The organism is Pseudomonas resinovorans NBRC 106553, assembly GCF_000412695.1.
GTDB lineage: Bacteria > Pseudomonadota > Gammaproteobacteria > Pseudomonadales > Pseudomonadaceae > Metapseudomonas > Metapseudomonas resinovorans_A.
Genome location: NC_021499.1, coordinates 1,507,831 through 1,523,537, shown reverse-complemented (window position 1 = coordinate 1,523,537; position 15,707 = coordinate 1,507,831). Strand labels below are relative to the sequence as shown.

At 66.6% G+C, this 15,707-nt stretch carries 17 protein-coding genes; 14 read left to right on the top strand and 3 right to left on the bottom strand.

What is annotated here, in order from left to right:
* The first annotated feature begins 1 nt into the window (after window position 1).
* From PCA10_RS07055 to PCA10_RS07015, 9 genes are all read left to right on the top strand, one after another.
* Complete coding sequence (locus PCA10_RS07055; protein WP_016491355.1) at window positions 2-568, top strand: sarcosine oxidase subunit gamma; 567 nt, start codon at window positions 2-4, stop codon at window positions 566-568.
* 114 nt (window positions 569-682) lie between these two features.
* Window positions 683-1,471, top strand: a complete 789-nt coding sequence (locus PCA10_RS07050) for an IclR family transcriptional regulator (protein ID WP_016491354.1) — start codon at window positions 683-685, stop codon at window positions 1,469-1,471.
* Window positions 1,472-1,927: 456 nt separating this feature from the next.
* Entirely contained in the window at window positions 1,928-2,518 is a 591-nt protein-coding gene (locus tag PCA10_RS07045) for an amino acid synthesis family protein (RefSeq protein ID WP_016491353.1), read from the top strand.
* 26 nt (window positions 2,519-2,544) lie between these two features.
* The gene (locus PCA10_RS07040) at window positions 2,545-3,378 is read left to right on the top strand and encodes an alpha/beta fold hydrolase (protein ID WP_016491352.1); all 834 of its coding nucleotides are present in this window, start codon (window positions 2,545-2,547) and stop codon (window positions 3,376-3,378) included.
* A complete protein-coding gene (locus PCA10_RS07035) occupies window positions 3,375-4,856 on the top strand; it encodes an aldehyde dehydrogenase (RefSeq protein WP_016491351.1) in 1,482 nt (493 codons plus the stop codon). Before PCA10_RS07040 ends, PCA10_RS07035 begins: the two co-directional genes overlap by 4 nt.
* An 11-nt stretch (window positions 4,857-4,867) precedes the next feature.
* Window positions 4,868-5,353, top strand: coding sequence for a flavin reductase family protein (locus tag PCA10_RS07030; protein ID WP_016491350.1), 486 nt, complete (start codon window positions 4,868-4,870; stop codon window positions 5,351-5,353).
* A 73-nt stretch (window positions 5,354-5,426) separates the two neighbouring features.
* Window positions 5,427-5,816, top strand: coding sequence for a carboxymuconolactone decarboxylase family protein (locus tag PCA10_RS07025; RefSeq protein ID WP_016491349.1), 390 nt, complete (start codon window positions 5,427-5,429; stop codon window positions 5,814-5,816).
* Window positions 5,817-5,897: 81 nt separating this feature from the next.
* Window positions 5,898-6,650 (top strand): GntR family transcriptional regulator, encoded by a 753-nt coding sequence (locus tag PCA10_RS07020; RefSeq protein WP_016491348.1) that lies wholly within the window; start codon window positions 5,898-5,900, stop codon window positions 6,648-6,650.
* 4 nt (window positions 6,651-6,654) lie between these two features.
* Window positions 6,655-7,218: an NUDIX hydrolase gene (locus PCA10_RS07015; protein WP_016491347.1), complete on the top strand. Its 564-nt coding sequence runs from the start codon at window positions 6,655-6,657 to the stop codon at window positions 7,216-7,218.
* A gap of 92 nt (window positions 7,219-7,310) precedes the next feature.
* On the opposite strand, the gene PCA10_RS07010 is transcribed toward PCA10_RS07015, so the two are convergent.
* Complete coding sequence (locus PCA10_RS07010; RefSeq protein ID WP_016491346.1) at window positions 7,311-7,604, bottom strand: DUF1330 domain-containing protein; 294 nt, start codon at window positions 7,602-7,604, stop codon at window positions 7,311-7,313.
* Between the two features lie 81 nt (window positions 7,605-7,685).
* Between PCA10_RS07010 and ribBA the strand changes: the two genes are divergently transcribed.
* The 5 genes from ribBA to PCA10_RS06985 all read left to right on the top strand — a co-directional run bounded on the left by ribBA (window position 7,686) and on the right by PCA10_RS06985 (window position 13,268).
* Window positions 7,686-8,795 (top strand): bifunctional 3,4-dihydroxy-2-butanone-4-phosphate synthase/GTP cyclohydrolase II, encoded by a 1,110-nt coding sequence (gene ribBA / locus PCA10_RS07005; protein ID WP_016491345.1) that lies wholly within the window; start codon window positions 7,686-7,688, stop codon window positions 8,793-8,795.
* 524 nt (window positions 8,796-9,319) lie between these two features.
* The gene (locus tag PCA10_RS07000; RefSeq protein ID WP_016491344.1) at window positions 9,320-10,345 is read left to right on the top strand and encodes an ABC transporter substrate-binding protein; all 1,026 of its coding nucleotides are present in this window, start codon (window positions 9,320-9,322) and stop codon (window positions 10,343-10,345) included.
* The gene (locus PCA10_RS06995) at window positions 10,330-11,289 is read left to right on the top strand and encodes an ABC transporter permease (RefSeq protein WP_144276950.1); all 960 of its coding nucleotides are present in this window, start codon (window positions 10,330-10,332) and stop codon (window positions 11,287-11,289) included. Before PCA10_RS07000 ends, PCA10_RS06995 begins: the two co-directional genes overlap by 16 nt.
* 3 nt (window positions 11,290-11,292) lie before the next feature.
* Entirely contained in the window at window positions 11,293-12,102 is an 810-nt protein-coding gene (locus PCA10_RS06990; RefSeq protein ID WP_016491342.1) for an ABC transporter permease, read from the top strand.
* Window positions 12,103-12,119: 17 nt separating this feature from the next.
* Window positions 12,120-13,268 carry an ABC transporter ATP-binding protein gene (locus tag PCA10_RS06985; RefSeq protein ID WP_016491341.1) on the top strand — a complete coding sequence of 383 codons (1,149 nt, stop codon included), beginning with the start codon at window positions 12,120-12,122 and terminating at the stop codon, window positions 13,266-13,268.
* Between the two features lie 195 nt (window positions 13,269-13,463).
* Here the strand turns inward: PCA10_RS06985 and PCA10_RS06980 are convergent, their stop codons facing one another.
* Entirely contained in the window at window positions 13,464-13,745 is a 282-nt protein-coding gene (locus tag PCA10_RS06980) for a hypothetical protein (protein ID WP_016491340.1), read from the bottom strand.
* 110 nt (window positions 13,746-13,855) lie between these two features.
* Complete coding sequence (locus tag PCA10_RS06975; RefSeq protein ID WP_016491339.1) at window positions 13,856-15,196, bottom strand: OprD family porin; 1,341 nt, start codon at window positions 15,194-15,196, stop codon at window positions 13,856-13,858.
* Between the last annotated feature and the right edge of the window lie 511 nt (window positions 15,197-15,707).

Sequence of the window (15,707 nt, the reverse complement as noted above, 5' to 3'; positions counted from 1 at the left end):
CATGACCAGCCTGAACCCCATCGAGCGCTGCGCGCTCATCGACCTCACCGACCTGCCACGGGTGGGCTTCCGTGGCATCGACGCCGCCGCCTTCCTCAGCGGGCGCGGCTACCAGCTGCCGGAGGCGCCCAACCGGGCGCTGGCCCAGGCCGACGGCGGCCTGGTGGCGCGCCTGTCGCAGACCGAGTACCTGTTGCTGGGCAGCCTGGCCGACCGAGGCGAACGTATCGCCGCCGAGGAAGCCGGCTGGCAGCTGGGCGAACTGGGCAACTACCTGCTGCCGCGCCAGGACAGCCATGCCTGGCTGCAGCTCTCTGGGCGCCATGTGGCCGAGGTGATGGCCAAGGTCTGCGGGGTGGACCTGCGGCCCGAGGCCTTCCCGGTGGGCGCGGTGGCGCAGACCTCGGCGGCGCGGATCAACGTCATCGTGATCAACGCCGGCAGCGGCGAGCGGCCGTTCTTCCACATCCTCTGCGACCGGCCGTCCCTGGAGTACTTCCAGGCGGCCATGCTGGATGCCATGGAGGAGTTCGGTGGCCAGCCGGTGTCGTTGGAAGCGTTGCTCTAGTAGGTTGGTGCAGAGCGCAGCGAAGCCCAACATGGCGCGCGCAGCGGGCCCCCGATCGTTGGGCTTCGTACCTCTGCCCAACCTACAGGAGTCCACCTGATCGAAGGAGTCTCCATGACCGCCATCGAAACCCCTGATCGCGAAACGGACTACCGGGTGCCGGCCCTGCAGCGCGGCCTGACCATCCTCGGCATGTTCAACGCCCGCGAGCGGGTGCTGGGCATGCAGGACATGGCCGAGCGCCTGGGGGTCAGCACCTCGGCGCTGTACCGCATCGTGCAGACCCTGGTGGACATGGGCTACCTGCAGAAGGCCGGGCGCAACGCCTTCGAGCTGGGCCCCCAGGTGATCGCCGACGGCTTCGCCTACCTGGCCAGCCGCGACATAGTCGAAGTGGCCATGCCCGAGCTCAACGCCCTGCGCGACCGCACCTCGCTGTCCTGCCACCTGAGCATCCGCGAGCACACCGACAGCCTCTATGTGTACCGCGCCTTCGCGCCCCAGCGACTGACGGTAAACATCCCCATCGGCACCCGCCTGCCCTGCCACGCCACGGCCCTGGGGCGGGTGCTGCTGACCGCCCTGGGCGAGGCGGAGCTGGGCCAGCTCTACCAACACCTGCGCCTGGACGACTACCCGCCACCGGCGCCGCGCACCCTGCCGGAACTGCAGGCGCTGATCGCCCAGGACCGCGAACGCGGCTGGGTGCTGCACCGCTCCGACTACTCCACCGCCATCGCCACCGGCATCCGCGACCACGCGGGCCAGGTGGTCGCGGCCATCAACCTCTCCGGCGCCGACGCCGTCATGGACGGCCCCGACGCCCAGGGCCGCTTCCTCCAGGCGCTGTTCCAGAGCGCTGCGGCGATCTCGGCGCAGTTGGGGTACGTTCCCCGGGCCTGAGCCCCTTCCTTCCTTGTGGGGGCGAATTCATTCGCCATGGGCTGCGCAGCGGCCCCGAGACCTTGCCGGCCGAACCTGCGGTCCGGTTGGCGAATGAATTCGCCCCTACAACTATCCTGCCCATCCGCGGCGCACGCTTCTTTGTGGGGGCGAATTCATTCGCCATGGGCTGCGCAGCGGCCCCGGGACCTTGCCGGCCGAACCTGCGGTCCGGTTGGCGAATGAATTCGCCCCTACAACAATCCTTCCCGCACCGAAGGCGCCCCCAGGATATCCCCCACCACATGGAAGTCCGTATTACGGTATTCCATATTTTCCCGTATCCTTCCGCGCCCTTCCTGGGCTGCATGACCTTCCGTCGCCCGGCCCTGTCCTCCCCTGGGCCCTGGCTCTTGCATATTCAATATTATGGTATACCATCAGACAGCAAGAGATTTCCCAAACCAGGAGAGCCCAATGAGCTTCGAAATCCGCAAGATCGTCAGCTACGTGGAAGAGACCTTCATCGAAGGCGGCAAGGCCACCGACAAACCGGTGACCATGGTCGGCCTGGCCGTGGTGATCAAGAACCCCTGGCTCGGCCGTGGCTTCGTCGAGGACCTCAAGCCCGAGATCAAGGCCAACTGCTCCGACCTCGGCGCCATGATGGTCGAGCGCCTGACCGCCGCCATCGGCGGTGCCAACAAGATCGAGGCCTACGGCAAGGCCGCCGTGGTCGGCGCCGACGGTGAGATCGAACACGCCTCCGCGGTTATCCACACCCTGCGCTTCGGCAACCACTACCGCCAGGCGGTGAACGCCAAGAGCTACCTGAGCTTCACCAACAAGCGCGGTGGCCCCGGCACCTCGATCCAGATCCCGATGATGCACAAGGACGACGAGGGCCTGCGCTCCCACTACATCACCCTGGAAATGCAGATCGAGGACGCACCGCGCGCCGACGAGATCATCGTCGTGCTGGGCGCCGCCAACGGTGGCCGCCTGCACCCGCGCATCGGCAACCGCTACATCGACCTGGAAGAACTGGCCGCCGAGCAGGCCCAGTGATCCCAAGCCCCGTGCAGGAGCGATCCATGATTCGGCTCACCGCTGAACGCACACCGGCCGGCACCAGCTACCTGGCGACCGGCCAAGGCCACCCCGTGGTGCTCATCCACGGGGTCGGCCTGAACAAGGAAATGTGGGGCGGCCAGATCGTCGGCCTGGCCCCGCACTTCCAGGTCATCGCCTACGACATGCTCGGCCATGGCGCCAGCCCGCGCCCGGAACCGGGCACGGGCCTGGAGGGCTACGCCGAGCAGCTGCGCGAGTTGCTGGAACACCTGCAGCTCGAACGCGCCACGGTCATCGGCTTCTCCATGGGCGGCCTGGTGGCGCGGGCCTTCGCCCTGCACCACCCGCAGCGACTGGAGGGCCTGGTGATCCTCAACAGCGTGTTCAACCGCAGTGCCGAACAGCGTGCCGGGGTGATCGAACGCACCCGCCAGGCCGCCGAACACGGCCCCGACGCCAACGCCGAGGCGGCGCTGTCGCGCTGGTTCAGCCACGAATACCAGGCGGCCAACCCCGCGCAGATCGCGGCCATCCGCCAGACCCTTGCCAGCAATGATCCGCAGGGGTATCTGACTACCTATGAGCTGTTCGCCACCCAGGACATGTACCGGGTCGAGGACCTGCCCGGCATCACCGTGCCGACCCTGGTCGCCACCGGCGAACTGGACCCGGGCTCGACACCGGAGATGGCCCGGCAACTGGCCGAGCGCATTCCCGGCGCCCAGGTGGCGGTGCTCGACGAGCAGCGCCACATGATGCCGGTGGAGTCGCCGCGTCTGGTCAACCAGATGCTGCTGGACTTCCTCCTGCAGGCGCAGAACTTCCAGAATCACGCAAAGGGGATCGTCGCATGACGCTCGCACGCTTCCAGATGTGCATCGACGGCCAATGGGTCGATGCGCTGTCCGGCAAGACCTTCCAAAGCCTCAACCCGGCCCTGGCCGCGCCCTGGGCGGAACTGCCCGATGCCGACGAAGCGGATGTCGAGCGTGCCGTGCAGGCGGCCCACCAGGCCTTCGGCAACCCGGCCTGGCGCGGACTCTCCGCCACCGCGCGGGGCAAGCTGCTGCGTCGCCTGGGCGACCTGATCGCCGAGAACAAGGAACACCTCGCCCAGCTGGAAAGCCGCGACAACGGCAAGCTGATCCGCGAGACCCGTGGCCAGGTCGGCTACCTGCCGGAGTTCTTCCACTACACCGCGGGCCTGGCGGACAAGCTCGAAGGCGGCACCCTGCCCATCGACAAGCCGGACATGTTCGCCTACACCGTCCACGAACCCCTGGGCGTGGTGGCCGGGATCATTCCCTGGAACAGCCCGCTGTACCTCACCGCTATCAAGCTGGCCCCGGCGCTCGCCGCCGGCAACACCATCGTGCTGAAACCCTCCGAGCACGCCTCGGCGACCATCCTCGAACTGGCCCGCCTGGCCCTGCAAGCCGGCTTCCCGGCCGGCGTGGTCAACGTGGTCACCGGCTTCGGCCCGAGCACCGGCGCGGCGCTGACCCGCCATCCGCTGGTGCGCAAGATCGCCTTCACCGGCGGCGCCGCCACCGCCCGCCACGTGGTTCGCAGCAGCGCGGAGAACTTCGCCAAGCTGTCCCTGGAACTGGGCGGCAAGTCGCCCAACATCATCTTCGCCGACGCCGACCTCGACAGCGCCATCAACGGCGCCGTTGCCGGCATCTACGCCGCCTCCGGGCAGAGCTGCGTGGCCGGTTCGCGCCTGCTGGTGCAGGAAGACATCTACGACGAATTCGTCGAGCGCCTGGTGGCCCGCGCCCAGCGCATCCGCATCGGCAACCCCCAGGACGACGGCAGCGAGATGGGCCCCATGGCCACCGCGCAGCAGCTTGCCGTGGTGGAGGGCCTGGTGGCCGACGCCATCGCCGAAGGCGCGCGCCTGCGCATGGGCGGCAAGCGCCCGGCCATCGACGAGCAAGGCTGGTACTACGAACCGACCCTGTTCGAGTGCGACCGCAACTCGATGAAGATCATGCAGGAAGAGGTCTTCGGCCCGGTGGCCTCGGTGATCCGCTTCAAGGACGAGGCCGAAGCGCTGGCCATGGCCAACGACTCCCAGTTCGGCCTCGCCGCCGGCATCTGGACCCGCGACCTCGGTCGCGCCCACCGCATGGCCCGCGACATCCGCTCCGGGATCATCTGGGTCAACACCTACCGCGCCGTGTCGGCCATGGCCCCCATCGGCGGTTTCCACAACAGCGGCTACGGCCGCGAGAGCGGCATCGATTCGGTGCTGGCCTACACCGAGCTGAAAACGGTGTGGATCAACCTCTCGCAGGCGCCCATGCCCGACCCCTTCGTGATGCGCTGAGAGGCACCGCCATGATCGAACCCGGCATCTACAAAGAAGTGATGGGCTCCTTCCCCTCCGGCGTCACGGTGGTCACCACCCTGGACGAGGCAGGCGACATAGTCGGCATCACCGCCAGCGCCTTCAGCGCCTTGTCCATCGACCCGGCCCTGGTGCTGTTCTGCCCCAACTACGCCTCGGACACCTACCCGATCCTGCGAGACAGCAAGCGCTTCGCCATCCACCTGCTGTGTTCCGACCAGCAGGCCGAGGCCTACGCCTTCGCGAAGAAGGGCAAGGACAAGGCCAACGGCATCGACTGGCACCTTAGCGAGCTGGGCAACCCGCTGCTGTCCAAGGCCACGGCCATCATCGAGTGCGAGCTGTGGCGCGAGTACGACGGCGGCGACCACGCCATCATCGTCGGCGCGGTGAAGAACCTGATCCTGCCCCGGGAGCCGGTCACGCCCATGGTCTACCACAAGGGCAAGCTCGGTCCCCTGCCGGAGATCGCCTGAGTCACCTTCGGGGCCGCTCGCCACCTCTCTCGGCAGCGGCCCTTTTTTATCCACAGAGGAACCGGAGCCGCGCATGAGCAACGACAAGTACGCCAAGGGCCTGGAGATCCGCACGAAGGTGCTGGGCGAGGCCTACGTGAACAAGTCGATCCAGAACGCCGACGACTTCACCCGCCCGCTGCAGGAGCTGGTCACCGAGTACTGCTGGGGCCACGTCTGGGGCCGGGACGGCTTATCGCTGAAAGAACGCAGCATGATAAACTTGGCCATGATTTCGGCGCTCAACCGCCCCCACGAGCTGAAGCTGCATGTTCGCGGTGCCCTGCGCAACGGCCTGTCCCGCGAGCAGATCCGCGAGATCCTCCTGCAAGTCGGCATCTACTGCGGTGTGCCGGCGGCAGTGGACAGCTTCCGCATCGCCCGCGAGGCTTTCGCCGAAGCCGACGCGGAAGCACAGGGTTGACCGCCGGCGCCACCCGATGATGGAGCACCCTCTGGTGCTCCTTCGTTTTTCCTACGGACAGCCATAACCAGAGCGGACCACATGAAACGCTTGCCCCTCGACGACAGCTTCAAGGTCAACCGCAATCCCGTCACCCTGCGCGAGATCGTCCTCGACAAGCTGCGGGGCGCCATCCTGAACTTCCAGCTGCTGCCCGGCGACCGCCTGGTGGAGCGCGACCTCTGCGACCGCCTCGGCGTCAGCCGCACCTCGGTGCGCGAGGCCCTGCGCCACCTGGAGTCAGAAGGCCTGGTGGAATTCGCCGACGCCAAGGGGCCGCGCGTGGCCATCATCACCCTGGAAGACGCCTGCGATATCTACGAGCTGCGCTGCGTGCTCGAAGGCCTGATCGTCCAGCTCTTCACCCTCAACGCCAAGGCCAAGGACATCCGCGCCCTGGAGAAGGCCCTGGCGGAGAACCGCGAGGCCCTGGAGGAAGGCGAGCTGCAACAGGTGCTGGAATCGGTGCAGGGCTTCTACGACGTGCTGCTGGAAGGCTCCGGCAACCACATCGCCGCCACCCAGCTGCGCCAGCTGCAGGCACGCATCAGCTACCTGCGCGCCACCTCGGTATCCCAGGAGAACCGTCGCGGCGCCAGCAACCAGGAAATGGAACGCATAGTCGAGGCCATCAAGAGCGGCGACCCGCTGGCCGCCCACCAGGCCTCGGTGGACCATGTCCGCGCCGCCGCCAAGGTGGCGCTGGACTACCTCAAGTCCAAGCAGGACGAACCAGGCAAGGTGCGCGACATCGCCAGCCCGATCGCCCTCAAAGAGCCGCGCATCGGGCGCTGACGCCATGCCCGCCCCGCGATTCTGCTCACAGTGCGGCTCAGGCGACCTGAGCCGCCGGCAACCCGACGGGGACACCCATTCGCGCCTGGTCTGCGCCGGTTGCGGGCATATCCACTACGAGAACCCCAAGGTCATCGCCGGCTGCATCATCGAGCAGGACGGCAAGTACCTCCTCTGCCAGCGCGCCATCCCCCCGCGCCCCGGCACCTGGACCCTGCCCGCCGGCTTCATGGAGAACGGCGAGACCACCGAGGAAGCGGCCCTGCGCGAAGTCTGGGAAGAGAGCGGCGTGCGCGCCGAGATCGTCTCGCCCTACTCCATCTTCAGCGTGCCGAAGATCAGCGAGGTCTACATCATCTTCCGCGCCATCGCCCTGGAAGTGACCGGCCAGCACGGCCCGGAGACCCTGGACTACCGCTTCTTCGCCGCGGAAGAGATTCCCTGGGACGCCATCTACTACCCGGCCATCCGGCAGATCCTCGAGCGCTACATCGAGGAACGCCAGGCGGGGGTCTATGGCATCTACATGGGCAACGACGATACCGGGAAGATCCATTTCATCCGGTAATACCCAGGCCTTTGTAGGTTGGCGCAGAGCGAAGCGAAGCCCAACGAGCAGACCTCGGCTCCGCGTGTTGGGCCTCGCAGGCTCGGACCAACCTACGGCTCGACCCCCTCCACGATGATCACCTCCGCCCGCGCCACCCCCTGGCGATATCCACAGGCCTCCTGGTAGTCCGCCGAGCGGTAGCAGGCCTGGGCCTGGTCGTAGGAATCGAACTCGATCACCACGCTGCGCTGGGGCGTCGCGCGGCCCTCCATGGCTTCCGAACGGCCGCCTCGGGCCAGCAACTTGCCGCCATACTTGGCGAACGCGGCCGGGGCGCGACGGGTGTACTCGGCATAGCGTTCCGGGTCGGTGACATCCACGTGGGCGATCCAGTAAGCCTTCATGCTGACCTCTGCTGTTTCGGTGAAAATTGGTATTATGGTATACCAGATTACTTCCCCTTTGATCCAGCCAGGTAACACGCCATGCCATTCGACCGCATCGAAGAAATCATCGAAGACTTCCGCCAGGGCAAGATGGTCCTGCTGGTGGACGACGAGGACCGCGAGAACGAGGGCGACCTGCTGTTGGCGGCGCAAGCCTGCACCCCTGAAGCAATCAACTTCATGGCCCGCGAGGCTCGGGGCCTGATCTGCCTGACCCTCACCGACGAGCACTGCCAGCGCCTCGGCCTGGAGCAGATGGTGCCGGCCAACGGCAGCGCCTTCGCCACCGCCTTCACCGTCTCCATCGAGGCCGCGAGCGGCGTCACCACCGGCATCTCCGCCGCCGACCGCGCCCACACCGTGCTCACTGCCGTGGCGCCCGATGCCTGCGCCGACGACCTGGTGCAACCCGGCCACATCTTCCCACTGCGGGCCAAGGAAGGCGGCGTGCTGACCCGCGCCGGGCACACCGAGGCGGGCTGCGACCTGGCGCGCCTGGCCGGCTTCAGCCCGGCGGCGGTGATAGTCGAGGTGATGAACGACGACGGCACCATGGCCCGCCGCCCGGACCTGGAAGCCTTCGCCAAGAAGCACGGGATCCGCATCGGCACCATCGCCGACCTGATCCACTACCGCCTCAGCACCGAGCACACAGTGGCGCGCATCGGCGAGCGCGAACTGCCCACGGTGCACGGCACCTTCCGCCTGGTGACCTATGAAGACCGCATCGAAGGCGGCGTGCACATGGCCATGGTGATGGGCGAGATCCAGCGCGACCAGCCGACCCTGGTGCGGGTCCACGTGATCGACCCGCTGCGCGACCTGGTGGGCGCCGAATACACCGGGCCGAAGAACTGGACCCTCTGGGCCGCCCTGCAGAAGGTGGCCGAGGCCGGCCACGGCGTGGTGGTGGTGCTGGCCAACAACGAGTCCTCCCAGGCCCTGCTGGAGCGGGTGCCGCAGCTGACCCAGGCGCGCCGCCAGTTCAGCCGCTCGCAGTCGCGCATCTACTCCGAGGTGGGCACCGGCGCGCAGATCCTCCAGGACCTCGGCGTAGGCAAGCTGCGCCACCTGGGCGCGCCGCTGAAGTACGCCGGCCTGACCGGCTACGACCTGGAAGTGGTGGAGACCCTGCCGTTCGAGGGTTGAGCCCTGCGAGGGCGTGAATGCCCTTTCGTAGGATGGGTAGAGCGAAGCGAAACCCATCGCAGGATGCAGCCCGGATGCAATCCGGGAATCGTCCGCACCGAATGATGGGTTTCGCAGCGACGTAGGATGGGTTGAGCCTGCGATACCCATCAGTTCGCGCCGCATGGGTATCGCTCCGCTCAACCCATCCTACGGAGCTACCCATCCTACGGCTTCCGGCCGGGCAGGCCTGCGGCCTGCTTCGCGAATGAATTCGCTCCTACCTCCCGCCCCCTACACCTTCCCCCATCCGCAACCGCTGGCGATGACCGGCAAGGCGAAAGGCTTGCACAAAGTTTGGAATACCATAATATGACATTCCGTAGGCCGTAGATTTTCAGCGAGTGCGCCCGCCAGGGACCAGCATGTAACAAGAGCACTCGGCACGGCCGCCCTTGAAGGCCCCATTGGGGTCCCCTGCTCCTGATAAGCGGGTAGAAAGCGAAGCCCGCTTGCGTACAAACACAACAATGAGGGCAAGCAAGATGGTGTTGAAAAAACGTGCAAGCGCGGTACTCGCCGCAGTCATCCTGGCCGCGACCGGCACCGCCGCCTTCGCCACCGAGAACCTCAGCTTCGTCAGCTGGGGCGGCACTACCCAGGATGCGCAGAAGCAGGCCTGGGCCGAGCCCTTCAGCGAGGCTAGCGGCATTCGCGTGGTGCAGGACGGCCCGACCGACTACGGCAAGCTGAAGGCCATGGTCGAGAGCGGCAACGTGCAGTGGGACGTGGTGGACGTCGAGGCCGACTTCGCCCTGCGTGCCGCCGCCGAGGGCCTGCTGGAGCCGCTGGACTTCAACGTGATCCAGCGCGACAAGATCGACCCGCGTTTCGTCTCCGACCACGGTGTCGGCTCCTTCTACTTCTCCTTCGTGCTCGGCTACAACCAGGGCAAGCTCGGCGGCAACGCCCCGCAGGACTGGACCGCCCTGTTCGACACCACCAAATACCCCGGCAAGCGCGCCCTCTACAAATGGCCGAGCCCCGGCGTGCTGGAACTGGCCCTGCTGGCTGACGGCGTGCCCGCCGACAAGCTCTATCCGCTGGACCTGGACCGCGCCTTCAAGAAGCTCGACACCATCAAGCAGGACATCGTCTGGTGGGGCGGCGGCGCCCAGTCCCAGCAACTGCTGGCCTCCGGCGAAGCCAGCCTCGGCCAGTTCTGGAACGGCCGCGTCTACGCCCTGCAGCAGGACGGCGCGCCGGTTGGCGTGACCTGGAAGCAGAACCTGGTCATGGCCGATTTCCTGGTGATCCCCAAGGGCGCCAAGAACAAGGACGCGGCCATGAAGTTCCTGGCCAACGCCAGCAGCGCCAAGGGCCAGGCCGAGTTCGCCAACCTAACCGCCTACGCCCCGGTGAACGTCGACAGCGTGAGCCAGCTCAAGGGCGACCTCGCCCCCAACCTGCCCACTGCCTACGCTAAGGATCAGATCACCCTCGACTATGCGTACTGGGCCAAGAACGGCCAGGCTATCGCCGCGCGGTGGAACGAATGGCTGGTCAAGTGAAGATGGCGGCCATTCCGCCCGGCTCGCCGGCCAACGCCGGCGGAGGCGCAGCCCGCGCCTCCGCCGGCAGCGACTCGAAGGCTGCGCCGATGAAGCGAGACAACCAGACCGCGCTGCGCTGGCGCGGTGCCCGTAACCTGATCCCGGCCCTGCTGTTCCTCAGCCTGTTCTTCCTTGCACCGCTGATCGGCCTGCTCCTGCGCGGGGTGCTCGAACCCACGCCGGGGCTGGGCAACTACGAACAGCTGTTCGCCAACTCGGCCTACGCCCGCGTGCTGTTCAACACCTTCGCCGTCGGCGGCCTGGTGACCCTGATCAGCCTGCTGCTCGGCTTCCCCCTGGCCTGGGTGATCACCCTGGTGCCCCGTGGCTGGGGGCGCTGGCTGCTGAGCATCGTGCTGCTGTCGATGTGGACCAGCCTGCTGGCGCGCACCTACTCCTGGCTGGTGCTGCTGCAGGCCACCGGCGTCATCAACAAGACGCTGATGGCGTTGGGCATCATCGATCAGCCGCTGGAGATGGTGCACAACCTCACCGGCGTGGTGATCGGCATGAGCTACATCATGATCCCGTTCATCGTGCTGCCCCTGCAGGCCACCATGGCGGCGATCGACCCGATGGTGCTGCAGGCCGGCTCGATCTGCGGCGCCAGCCCCTGGACCAACTTCTTCCGGGTGTTCCTGCCGCTGTGCCGGCCGGGCCTGTTCTCCGGTGGCCTGATGGTCTTCGTCATGTCCCTGGGTTACTACGTCACCCCCGCCCTGCTGGGTGGCGCACAGAACATGATGCTGCCGGAATTCATCGTCCAGCAGGTGCAGTCCTTCCTCAACTGGGGACTGGCCAGCGCCGCCGCGGCGTTGCTGATCGCCATCACCCTGGCGCTGTTCTACGTCTACCTGAAGCTGCAGCCGGAATCCCCGGTGGCTTCGAGTACTGCGAGGTAAGCCATGCTGCTGTCACCCAACGCCATGGGCCTGCGCCTGCGCATCGGCCTCTACCTCACCACCGGGGCGATAGCGGCCTTCCTGCTGCTGCCGATCCTGTTCATCGTGCTGCTGTCGTTCGGCTCCTCCCAGTGGCTGGTGTTCCCGCCGCCGGGCTGGACGCTGAAGTGGTACGGCCAGTTCTTCTCCAATGCCGACTGGATGGACGCGGCGCTCGCCAGCCTCAAGGTCGCCGTGCTGACCACCGTCTGCGCCGTGGCCCTGGGCCTGCCCACCGCGTTTGCCCTGGTGCGCGGCAAGTTCCCCGGCCGGGAGTTCTTCTACGCCCTGTTCACCCTGCCGATGATCGTGCCCCTGGTGATCATCGCCGTGGCCGTGTACGCCCTGTTCCTCAAGCTCGGCTACACCGGGACGCTGTTCTCCTTCGTGGTCAGCCACGTAATAGTCGCCCTGCCCTTCACCATCATCTCGATCATCAACTCGCTGAAGCTGTTCGATCAGTCCATCGAGGATGCCGCGGTGATCTGCGGTGCCTCGCGGCTGCAGGCGGTGATGAAGGTGACCTTCCCGGCGATCCGCCCCGGCATGATGGCCGGCGCCCTGTTCGCCTTCCTGGTCTCCTGGGATGAAGTGGTGCTGAGCGTGATGATGGCCAGCCCGACCCTGCAGACCCTGCCCGTGAAAATGTGGACCACCCTGCGCCAGGACCTGACCCCGGTGATCGCCGTCGCCTCGACGCTGCTGATCGGCCTGTCCGTCCTGGTGATGCTGATAGCCGCCGTGCTGCGCCGGCGCAACCCTGCAAGCGCCTGAGCGCCGAGGTAAAGACAATGAGTGCCGTGATCCAAGACACCCGCGAAAACAAGACCCTGGTCAGCCTGCGCAACCTGAACAAGCACTACGGCGACTTCACCGCTGTGGATAACATTTCCCTGGATATCCAGGACGGCGAGTTCCTCACCTTCCTCGGCTCCAGCGGCTCGGGCAAGAGCACCACCCTGTCGATGCTGGCCGGCTTCGAGACCCCCAGCTCCGGCGAAATCCTGGTGGACGGCAAGTCCCTGGTGAACGTGCCGTCCCACAAGCGCGACATCGGCATGGTGTTCCAGCGCTACTCGCTGTTCCCGCACCTCAACGTGCGCGACAACATCGGCTTCCCCCTGGACATCCGCAAGCAGGCCGCCGGCGAGCGCGAGCGCCGCGTAGAGGCCATGCTCAAGCTGGTGCAGCTGGAGCAGTTCGCCCAACGCCGCCCGGCCCAGCTCTCCGGTGGCCAGCAGCAACGGGTGGCCATCGCCCGGGCGCTGGTGTACGAACCGCGCATCCTGCTGATGGACGAACCCCTCGGCGCCCTGGACAAGAAGCTGCGCGAAGACCTGCAGGACGAGCTGCGTCACCTGCACCGCCGCCTGGGCATCACCATCGTCTACGTCACCCACGACCAGGAAGAAGCCATGCGGCTGTCCCAGCGCATCGCCATCTTCAGCCACGGCAAGATCGTCGGCCTGGGCAGCGGCTTCGACCTCTACCAGAACCCGCCGAATGCCTTCGTCGCCTCCTTCCTCGGCAACTCCAACTTCCTCAAGGTGAAGGCCCAGGGCAACGCGGTGGCCAGCTTCGAGAACCAACCCTTGGCGATCCGCCCCACCGCCGGCCTGCAAAACGGCCAGGACCTGGTGCTGATGGTGCGCCCGGAGAAGGCCCAGGTGCTGAGCCCGGAACAGGCCGCCCGCGAACCGCTGGCCGCCGGCTGGAACCAGATCCAGGCCAAGGTGAGCGAAACCGTGTTCCTTGGCGAAAGCCTGACCTGCAGCGTCGTCACCGCAGGCGGCACCCAGCTGACCCTCAAGGAGCTCTCCGGTGCCACCGCGCCCCTGCAACCGGGCGACCCGGTGATGGTGCGCTGGGCCGCGGCGGATGCCTGCGTGTACAGCGAGTGGAACGAGAGCGACCTGGTCAAGGGCGCCGGGGCGCATTGATCGAGAGATGCGGGGCAGGCCTTCGGCCTGCTTTCGCGAATGAATTCGCTCCTACAACGGCCCCGGATTCCGAGCTCGGATTCGATGCGCGCAGCGCCGGCACGGCCGCGCTTTATGTAGGAGCGAATTCATTCGCGAAGGGCCGCGCAGCGGCCCGTGGGTCCGAGTCACACTGCTGGCAGGGGGAACTCCCGCTCACCCCTGCTCCGCCTTCCTGTCGGCCTCCTCCAGCTCCTTGATGCGCTGGTCGTAGATCGTGCACTCTTCCTCGCCGCCCTTGGTCTGGGTCTGCGGCTTGAGCGCCTTCATCTCCTCGTTGATCTCGCGGGCCTTTTCCGGGTTGCTCTCGGTGACCTGCTTGACCTTGGCGGCCAGTTGCTCGGCCTTGGCCGCGGCTTCGTCTGTGGTGCAGGCGGCGTGGCCGTATAGCGGCGCCAGCAGGATCAGGGCGGCGCCCAGGGCGCGGAAGGTGTTCATGGCGTGTTCCTCAGGTTGCGAAATGCCTCTCCCTTGGATGGAGGACCGCGCACGCGGGAAAGTTCAGGTGCGATGCGCCGCCCGCAGGAAGCGGGCGGCGGGCGGGGACCTCAGATGAGGTCGAGGGGGTAGTCGGTGATCACGCGGAACTCGTCGATATTGCCCTCGCCCTGGGCCGGGTTGCCCCGGTGCCAGGTCTGCCGCAGGCGGAAGCTCAGCCCCTTGGCGGCGCCGGATTGCACCACGTAGCGCGCCTCCAGGTTGGTTTCGCGGTGCTTGCCGCCATCGCCCCAGCGCCCGGCGTAGGGGCTGTTGGCTGGCAAGTGGGTGCCGTCGATGCCCGAACCACGTAGCCAGCGCCCCATCAGGTTGAGGCCGGGCGCGCCGAAGGCGGCCATGTCGAGGTCGTAGCGCAGCTGCCAGGAGCGCTCGTTGGGGCCGTTGAAGTCGGAGTACTGCACGGCGTTGGGCAGGCGCACGGGCCCGGCCTTGTCCCGGCCATTCTGGCCATTGCGGTTGACGGCGCCCACCGCGAGGAAGTCGAACGGCGTATTGCCGTCGATGTTCTGCATGGCCAGGGTGAAGCGCTGCGCGCCCACCTGGTACCAGCCGCTGAGCCCCAGGGTGGTGTTGTCGATGCTGCCGGCACGGGCACGGCCCGTGTCGAGGCTGCGGTAGAGGTTGAGCTCGGCGCCCAGGCGGCGGCCCCTGTCCAGTTCGCGGCTACCGGCAAGCTCCAGGTAGTACTGGTTCCAGATGTCCTCGAAGCGCGCGGTGTAGAGGCTGGCGGAAAGGTCCGGGCTGAACTGGTAGCGCCCGCCCGCGTAATCGACCGAGGGCGTGGTGACGCCGGCATAGAGGGCCCAGAGATCGCCGTCGCTGCCGGTGGTGACATGGCCGGTGGCCGAGGTGAAATGCCCGGCCTGCAGGGTCAGGCCTTTCAGCTCCCGGCTGTCCAGGGCGACGCCGGTGGCGGTCTGCGGGATCAGCCGGTTGTGGCCCACGGCGAATACCGGGGTATCCACATGCTGCTCGCCGATGCGCAACTCCGTGGCGGACACCCGCAGCTTCAGCGCGGCGCCGGCCTTGCCGTAGTCATCGGCCACGCTGCCGTCATCGCGGATCGACAGGTTGAAGGTGCCGCTCTTGCCGGGCGAGGCGTCCAGCTTCAGGCCCAGGTAGGCGAAGGCATCCAGGCCGAAGCCAACGGTGCCCCGGGTGAAACCGGAGCTGTAGTCGAGCATCAGGCCATGGCTCCAGTCCCGGCGGTTCGGCCGGCCATCCTGGGCGCTGCGGTTGAAGTAGTAGTTGCGGTTGAGAAGGGTCAGGCTGTCGTCGTCGAAGAAGCCGCCCTCCTCGGCCGCTGCGGACATAGGCAGGGTGAGAAGAACGGAGCCGAGCAGTACGGCGCCTTGGCTGGCGAGGCTCTTGTAGTCGGGCATGGCGGTCATCCGGCGGTTTCGTGAGTGGGCTTGGGCTTGAAGTGCGCGGATGTTAAGCGCCGCTCAGGCCACGGCAGAAACCCGGCAAAACACCCTTTCGGCACCCTACAGAGCGATTCGGAGGAATCCGTCGATCAATCGGACAACCCGCAAAACTGATCAGAAATAACCCGCTTCCACCAACCATTAATGGCCACGTCAGAAAAGTGTCGGCCGCTAAAAACCGCTTTCCGCCACCTCCACCCAAACGCCCTCTATCAGGCTGTAACCCCCGTATTTGGGGGTTCTACCGCTGATGCCAGCCTTTTGACCTTTCGCCAAACGCGACTCATCTCGCACATTGACACACCTTGTTACAAAGAAAAGGATTAACCCCGAGGCCAACGTGCCACTACCGCCTCGCACCTGATGTCGCGTGCCGCAGCGCCGCCGTTTTCAGTCAGCAGCGCTGACGACCTCCGCCCCACCCGTGCCTCTACTCAGTGGCTCGACTCTTCTCTCGATGTGTTCCTCACTCTTC

Excerpts from the sequence above, each read along its gene's own strand:
- PCA10_RS07055 (WP_016491355.1), top strand. The coding sequence starts at position 2 with ATGACCAGCCTGAACCCCATCGAGCGCTGCGCGCTCATCGACCTCACC.
- PCA10_RS07050 (WP_016491354.1), top strand. The coding sequence starts at position 683 with ATGACCGCCATCGAAACCCCTGATCGCGAAACGGACTACCGGGTGCCG.
- PCA10_RS07045 (WP_016491353.1), top strand. The coding sequence starts at position 1,928 with ATGAGCTTCGAAATCCGCAAGATCGTCAGCTACGTGGAAGAGACCTTC.
- PCA10_RS07040 (WP_016491352.1), top strand. The coding sequence starts at position 2,545 with ATGATTCGGCTCACCGCTGAACGCACACCGGCCGGCACCAGCTACCTG.
- PCA10_RS07035 (WP_016491351.1), top strand. The coding sequence starts at position 3,375 with ATGACGCTCGCACGCTTCCAGATGTGCATCGACGGCCAATGGGTCGAT.
- PCA10_RS07030 (WP_016491350.1), top strand. The coding sequence starts at position 4,868 with ATGATCGAACCCGGCATCTACAAAGAAGTGATGGGCTCCTTCCCCTCC.
- PCA10_RS07025 (WP_016491349.1), top strand. The coding sequence starts at position 5,427 with ATGAGCAACGACAAGTACGCCAAGGGCCTGGAGATCCGCACGAAGGTG.
- PCA10_RS07020 (WP_016491348.1), top strand. The coding sequence starts at position 5,898 with ATGAAACGCTTGCCCCTCGACGACAGCTTCAAGGTCAACCGCAATCCC.
- PCA10_RS07015 (WP_016491347.1), top strand. The coding sequence starts at position 6,655 with ATGCCCGCCCCGCGATTCTGCTCACAGTGCGGCTCAGGCGACCTGAGC.
- PCA10_RS07010 (WP_016491346.1), bottom strand. The coding sequence starts at position 7,604 with ATGAAGGCTTACTGGATCGCCCACGTGGATGTCACCGACCCGGAACGC.
- ribBA (WP_016491345.1), top strand. The coding sequence starts at position 7,686 with ATGCCATTCGACCGCATCGAAGAAATCATCGAAGACTTCCGCCAGGGC.
- PCA10_RS07000 (WP_016491344.1), top strand. The coding sequence starts at position 9,320 with ATGGTGTTGAAAAAACGTGCAAGCGCGGTACTCGCCGCAGTCATCCTG.
- PCA10_RS06995 (WP_144276950.1), top strand. The coding sequence starts at position 10,330 with ATGGCTGGTCAAGTGAAGATGGCGGCCATTCCGCCCGGCTCGCCGGCC.
- PCA10_RS06990 (WP_016491342.1), top strand. The coding sequence starts at position 11,293 with ATGCTGCTGTCACCCAACGCCATGGGCCTGCGCCTGCGCATCGGCCTC.
- PCA10_RS06985 (WP_016491341.1), top strand. The coding sequence starts at position 12,120 with ATGAGTGCCGTGATCCAAGACACCCGCGAAAACAAGACCCTGGTCAGC.
- PCA10_RS06980 (WP_016491340.1), bottom strand. The coding sequence starts at position 13,745 with ATGAACACCTTCCGCGCCCTGGGCGCCGCCCTGATCCTGCTGGCGCCG.
- PCA10_RS06975 (WP_016491339.1), bottom strand. The coding sequence starts at position 15,196 with ATGACCGCCATGCCCGACTACAAGAGCCTCGCCAGCCAAGGCGCCGTA.